General features: G+C 51.1%; 7 protein-coding genes. 1 reads left to right on the top strand and 6 read right to left on the bottom strand.

What is annotated here, in order from left to right; genetic code table 11:
* The 5 genes from ACESNI_RS19415 to ACESNI_RS19395 form a co-directional block, all read right to left on the bottom strand.
* Positions 1-325, bottom strand: a 325-nt coding sequence (locus ACESNI_RS19415; RefSeq protein ID WP_373090164.1) for a TAXI family TRAP transporter solute-binding subunit, incomplete at its 3' end; no start/stop codon positions are given.
* Between the two features lie 54 nt (positions 326-379).
* On the bottom strand, positions 380-2797 hold the full coding sequence (locus ACESNI_RS19410) for a xanthine dehydrogenase family protein molybdopterin-binding subunit (protein WP_373090161.1): 2418 nt from the start codon (positions 2795-2797) through the stop codon (positions 380-382).
* On the bottom strand, positions 2745-3239 hold the full coding sequence (locus ACESNI_RS19405; protein ID WP_373090158.1) for a (2Fe-2S)-binding protein: 495 nt from the start codon (positions 3237-3239) through the stop codon (positions 2745-2747). Before ACESNI_RS19405 ends, ACESNI_RS19410 begins: the two co-directional genes overlap by 53 nt.
* A 1-nt stretch (position 3240) precedes the next feature.
* Entirely contained in the window at positions 3241-4065 is an 825-nt protein-coding gene (locus ACESNI_RS19400) for a xanthine dehydrogenase family protein subunit M (RefSeq protein ID WP_373090156.1), read from the bottom strand.
* 591 nt (positions 4066-4656) lie between these two features.
* The gene (locus ACESNI_RS19395; protein ID WP_373090154.1) at positions 4657-4878 is read right to left on the bottom strand and encodes a hypothetical protein; all 222 of its coding nucleotides are present in this window, start codon (positions 4876-4878) and stop codon (positions 4657-4659) included.
* Between the two features lie 248 nt (positions 4879-5126).
* Here ACESNI_RS19395 and ACESNI_RS19390 point away from each other — a divergent pair, with 248 nt between their 5' ends.
* A complete protein-coding gene (locus ACESNI_RS19390; protein WP_373090152.1) occupies positions 5127-5393 on the top strand; it encodes a transposase in 267 nt (88 codons plus the stop codon).
* Positions 5394-5495: 102 nt separating this feature from the next.
* Here ACESNI_RS19390 and ACESNI_RS19385 read toward each other — a convergent pair.
* Positions 5496-5963 (bottom strand): IS630 family transposase (locus ACESNI_RS19385; protein WP_373090149.1); only part of this gene is annotated, 468 nt, incomplete at its 5' end.

The raw sequence follows: 5963 nt of genomic DNA, 5'->3' as shown, positions 1-5963 counted from the left end.
TACGGAAATCATACTTGTCACCTGTTGGTGATTTACCTTGCCATGCGAGGGTCCCCAGAACATTCTCGATAACAGCTAGGTCGGCCGAGCCACTGTCAAGCTGATCAACATTTGCCCAACTCGTACCGGGTCGGACTATGATCCGTGTGTTCGGAAGCTCTTGCGCGACATATTCAGAAAGAGCGGCAGCGGCCTTGAAGTAACCTCCACCAACCGATCCGCTAACCATATCGAGTTGCTGGGCGTTCACTATTCCGACAGTTGCTAAATAAAGGGCCGTTGCCACGGCTGTTAGTTTTGTAAGCAGTTTGACTGAGTTTCTCATTGTCTTCCCTTTTGTTGGTCGTTTCCTTGTAGTTTTCGATTTGGTTGTTGGTTGTTATAAGCTTGATGCCGAGGCCTGCTCGATCAACTCGATCAGGCGAATCGGTGTAATTGGTGCCTCACGGATATGGATGCCAAACGGAGACAGAGCATTTTCAACTGCCGATATGACAGCGGCAGTCACGGGTATAACTGAAACTTCCCCAACCCCTTTGATCCCCAACGGATTAAGTGGCGATAAGGTTTCGCGGAACCGGCAATCGATATTGGGAGCCTCTGTAGCCGTGGTCAACAAATAGTCTGCGAATGTTATCGTGATAGGCTGGGCATTTCCGTCGTAAAGCATCTGCTCGAACAATGCGTTGCCTATACCGTGAACAATACCACCCTGGATCTGACCTACTGCTGTCAGAGGGTTGATGATCTTCCCGCAGTCATGTACGGCAAGATATCGGTTAATTTTAACGTGACCGGTATCCAGAGCGACTTCAGTCTCGCAGACATGAAATCCGTTGGCATATGCCATTTGGTCCGCGCGGAAATGATGCGTGGCCTCAAGGCCGACACCAACATCGTTCGGAAACGAATATCCAGCAGCACCCCGCATAATCGAGGCAATGTGGGATAAGGAAATCTCGATCTCAGGATCGTCAGTAAGCCGGATATGGCCATTTTCAACAAACAGCTTTCGGTTGATTTTCGAAATCGGAGTGCCTTTTGACGTTTTGAAGAGTTGTCGAGCGACTTCAAGCGCCTTTTCACGAACTTCTCTGGCAGCGAACGCGACGGCATTTCCTGCCATCATCGTCTGCCGACTTCCAAATGCGCCTAGCCCATATTGAACATAAGCAGTGTCACCGCAGATCACCTTTATCTGCTCGATATTTACACCAAGTTTATCTGCACAGATTTGAGCCAAAGTCGTTTTGGTACTTTGCCCGACCGCGTTGGCACCAGTGTAGACGCTGACTTCTCCCGATGTGGATACGCGTACTGTTGCGGTTTCGAACGGTCCTCGACCGGTGCATTTTACCCCATGTGCCATTCCCAGGCCGATATACCGTCCTTCGCGACGGGCTGCGGCCTGTCGTTCTGGAAACCCTTTATAATCGGCTGCAAGAAGGGCTTCTTTCTGACAAGCCAGGTAATCGCCACTATCATAAACGACAGGCGCCCCCGCTCGATTCTTTAATCCGGTCGAATAGGGCATTTGGCTGGATTTGATCAGGTTCCGGCGTCTAATTTCTCCCCTATCCTCATCAAGCTCTTCTGCAATTCTGTCCATGATCCTTTCGATCACAAAGGTTCCTTGCTGATACCCCGCCCCCCTGACCGGGATCACCGGCGGTTTGTTGGTGCGTATGACATGCGCCTCTAGTTTATAGGATGGCAAGACATACGCACCTATGATGCTGCTTGCACTATTGTAGGGAACTGTGATGGCGTGAGGTGCATAAGCACCCTGATCATGAATCATTTGCCCTCTGATCGCCTGAAGGGTACCTTTTTCACTTACGGCAACTTCGATATCCCAATATTGATCCCTTTCCTGGATGGCGCTCAGAAAATGCTCTCGGCGATCCTCAACCCATTTTACCGGGACTTTCAGGATCACGCTGGCAGCCGCAACCGCAATTTCTTCCGGGTAGACCATGAACTTACTACCAAAGCCGCCACCAACATCGCAGGGTATCACACGTACATCGTCATTGCTCTTCATCAGCATTTCTGCAGCTGTGTTGCGAAGTTCATGCGACGCCTGCGTCGAGGCCCAGAGCGTAACCGCTCCTGACCCGGGATCTACCACGGACAGGATGCCACGGCCCTCCATCGGATGAGCCGCACCGCGGTGTAGGAAGAATGTTTCGTGAAAAACATGCGCCGCAGTATCGAAAGCGCTATCACAATCGCCGTAGTCGATTTTTATGGTTGTGAAACAGTTCGACAGCGTATCGGAAAGCGCCCTATCCGCATTATTTTTCATAGCTTCTCGAGGATCAACCAGAGCGGGGCATTCGTCATAGTCGACATAGACTAAATCAACTGCATCTTCTGCAACATGCCTTGATTCAGCGACTACCATCGCCAGAGCTTCCCCTACATAGGCGACTTCCGTTGATGCAAGAACCGGTGGCATCGCGGTTCCGTCCAGTTTCCCTGCCGGGAACGCAAGTGGAAGCCGAAGACTATGAAGTGCCTCTTTCAGATCATCCGCAGTCAGGACGGCCAAAACCCCCGGAACCGCTTGGGCCTCACCTGTGTCAATTCTACTGATGATCGCGTGTCCCATCTGGCTTCGGACAAAAGCCACATGAAATGTGTTTGGCACTTTCACGTCATCAACATATTGGCCTTTTCCCCGCAAAAAACTGTCATCCTCAACTCTGAGAACCGGTTGGCCAATATAGTTCGTGCCTTGCTCATTCATTGCCAGCTTCCTTCGAATTGGCCACATCGAGCGCAGCTGCAACAATGCTTTCGTATCCTGTGCAACGACAAATATGGCCGGACAGCACATCGCGGATTGTTTTTTCGCTGTATTCCGAATTGATTTCGAAATATTCGGTGAGGGTCATCAGGATCCCAGACGTGCAAAAACCGCATTGCAGTCCATGCCGTTCCCAGAACGCCTTTTGGAGAGAGTTGAGTTGGTTGCCTTCTGCCAGACCTTCGACCGTTGCTATCTCTTTACCCTCAGCCTGTACTGCAAACATAAGGCAACTACGCATGGAATTGCCGTCTATCAGCACTGTGCACGCGCCACAGACCCCATGTTCGCATCCGATATGAGTTCCAGTTAGCTCGAGATTGTAACGTAAGAAATCTGCTAGGGATGTCCGGGGTTCAGCCTGTGAAGTATAGCTTTCTCCATTAACTGAAAGTGTAATGTTTTGGATATATTCTGCAGTCGGCATACTAATGCTCATTCCCTACTTGTGACTGGGCCCAGGCTTCCCTCAGGACGCGCTGCGCGAATTTCACGGATAGTCTCTGGCGATACCAACCTGGTACAAACGGATCATCAAGCGGCTCGATTTCGGCGCAATATTTGGCAGTACGGGCGAATAGCTCCTCGGACGGGCGCTGGCCAACAAGCTCAACTTCAGCTTCTGTTATCCGCGTCGGAACTGGTCCCACTCCACCAAGCGTCAGCGATGCTTTGCTGATTCTACCGTCTTCACCGAAATCCAACAAAGCAGCGGCTGCTACGATGGCAAAATCGCCTAACCGGCGCGCATATTCCGTAAAGGCCCATCCATGGCCTTTTTGCCAAGGTCGAAAGCGAATTTCAGAAAGGATTTCGTCGGGCTCAATCGCCGGAGAAAGCATGTCTTCGCAGAAATCTTCGATCGAAACAATGCGTACCCCGGCAACACCGGTAATGACGAGTTGCGCATCCAGCGCCATAGAAACCAAGGGCATTTCTGCAGAAGGATCAAGGTGACACAGGCTACCTCCGATTGTACCTCGGTTCCTAATCTGACGATGCCCGACCGACAAAACCGCAAGTGACATCAAGGGTAAATGAGTGCGAATAATCTCCGAAAACTCTACTGTCCGATGAGTCGTCATGGCGCCGATACTGATTTCTTCACCACTCTTCTTGATATAATCGAGGTCGGTGATGCCACTCAGATCAATCAAATGGTCGGGTTCGATAAGACGAAAGTTGAGCATCGGCACCAACGATTGCCCACCGGCGATGACGCGCGGGTTCTCGAGGTTTTTCAAACAATCCATGACCTCGCACAAAGTGCTTGGACGGTGATATTGGAACCTAGAAGACTTCATGCTTTTAAAACTCTTCGTTTAAAACAGTTCATTCTTAGGTATTTCAGAGGCGTTTCAACTCGTACGGTTGCCCAAATTGTTAAGGTAATCGACGCAAGTTTGGTCGGTTTCGACATCACCGAGCTTAGCGTCGATATATAAAGAGCTGCCAAGAAACAGCCCCGGCGCCCAATCACTACTTTGACCGCCATGATCCGGAAAATTTCCGCCAGACCGTCGTAAATTGCTTGGCGAACACATGTGCAAGCCGTCACGCAGGTGGCCAGAATTGTAACTATTCCGTCAGCCCTCAGGATGCCGCCCAGTTTGGTGCCATGGAAGGCACTAACGCGTTTTTTTCAGCAACTTGCACTCTCCTTCAACCGGTGCTTTGCTGCTATCGATCGTCCATAGCTCCTTGTCTTCCAAACTGACCACTTCGATCAGGATCTTATTGTGCCAAAGCCCCATATCCTTGAATGATGTGCCGCGAACCGTAGCTTCGCAAGCAGTCCTTGCTTGGATCGTTGACAGGTTGTTGGGTCGAAAGGCCTTGAGCAATTATTGCTTACTGAACATAATTTCATTGTCCATCTTGTCCTGATCTAAAGTAAACAGATAACCCGATCGCATCCAAGCATCCGCAAGGCCTACATTGACCAACGAAAGGCGATTGCCAAAGCCATTGCGGTGCTGAAAACTACGCTCCAGGTAAAGCCGAGTAGAAGCATTAAATGCTGGCTGCAGCATGTTATTGAGTTCGGAATCAGCGATCGTGATCATAGACAAATCCTTACCTATTGAAACGACCAGAATAGCCGGAAAGTGCCGTACATCCCTGAACTAATCCTGCACTGAACTTCCGTCACCCACTCAATGTACCAGTCCATAGTATTTGAGACAATTGCCGTATGACCATTTTTTAATGACCTTCTTGCAATTATAGAGCTTGTTGCGACTTTTGTGATTCAGGATTCCCATGAGACCTGATCTCCGATTCCATGTCTGTATGGCAGATATGGAGTTTTGAGGTGGGCAGACCACATCCTATGGCGTTTCGTCAGCGCGTTGTAGCTTTCGTGGAAGAAGGGCATTCGCACGGGGTAGCCGCTGCTCGGTTCCGGGTTTTAGTGAAGTTCGTCAACGGCATGGTGATCATGAAGCGGGAGACGGGCGGGCTTGAGCCTCGGACGCAGGGAAATGGCGGCGAACACGGCAAACTTGTCAGCGTGCGTGACTGGAACGAAGCGCGTATAGCTGAGAAACCCGATTTGACGCGGCACGACCTAGTGGATTGATTCAGACGGATGGTTCCGCATGGGAATGGCGAAAATCCAAGGGACTTAAGGCGGTCCAACAGGACTCATCCGTCACGTTCTAACCACTAGAGCATGCTGTTTTCATATGGAAGCATATCCTGAGTTTGTAATGTAGTTCGCGCATTCGGTTGGTTCGAAGCGGTCCAGGAGATCCCCGACCTTTTGCCATGTGGCCTCGATCGTTCGCGGCTGAGCATGCCGCATCAGGTGTTTGAGCTTTGCAAAGACCTGCTCGATTGGACTGAGATCAGGGCTGTAGGCCGGCAAGAAGAGAATGTGTGCGCCTGCTTTGCGGATTGCCGTGCGTGCAGCCTTGCCCTTGTGTGAGCCGAGATTGTCCAGGATTACAACATCACCTGCAGTCAGTGTCGGGACGAGAACCTCTGTCACATAGGCGGCAAAGATGTTGCCGTTGATCGGCCCGTTGATGACCCATGGCGCGTCGATGCGGTCATGGCGCAGTGCCGCGATGAACGTCAGTGTCGTCCAATGCCCATACGGTACGCGCGCTTCGAGCCGTTGCCCGCGCGGTCCCCAGCCGCGTAGCGG

It is taken from the genome of Sneathiella sp. (assembly GCF_041689005.1).
Lineage (GTDB): Bacteria > Pseudomonadota > Alphaproteobacteria > Sneathiellales > Sneathiellaceae > Sneathiella.
The sequence above is the reverse complement of the archived record's forward strand: the minus strand, read 5'-3'. Positions and strand labels throughout refer to the sequence as shown.

Bases quoted from the DNA above. Each gene is read 5' to 3' on its own strand.
- ACESNI_RS19395 (WP_373090154.1), bottom strand. From the start codon at position 4,878: ATGATCACGATCGCTGATTCCGAACTCAATAACATGCTGCAGCCAGCA.
- ACESNI_RS19400 (WP_373090156.1), bottom strand. From the start codon at position 4,065: ATGGATTGTTTGAAAAACCTCGAGAACCCGCGCGTCATCGCCGGTGGG.
- ACESNI_RS19405 (WP_373090158.1), bottom strand. From the start codon at position 3,239: ATGCCGACTGCAGAATATATCCAAAACATTACACTTTCAGTTAATGGA.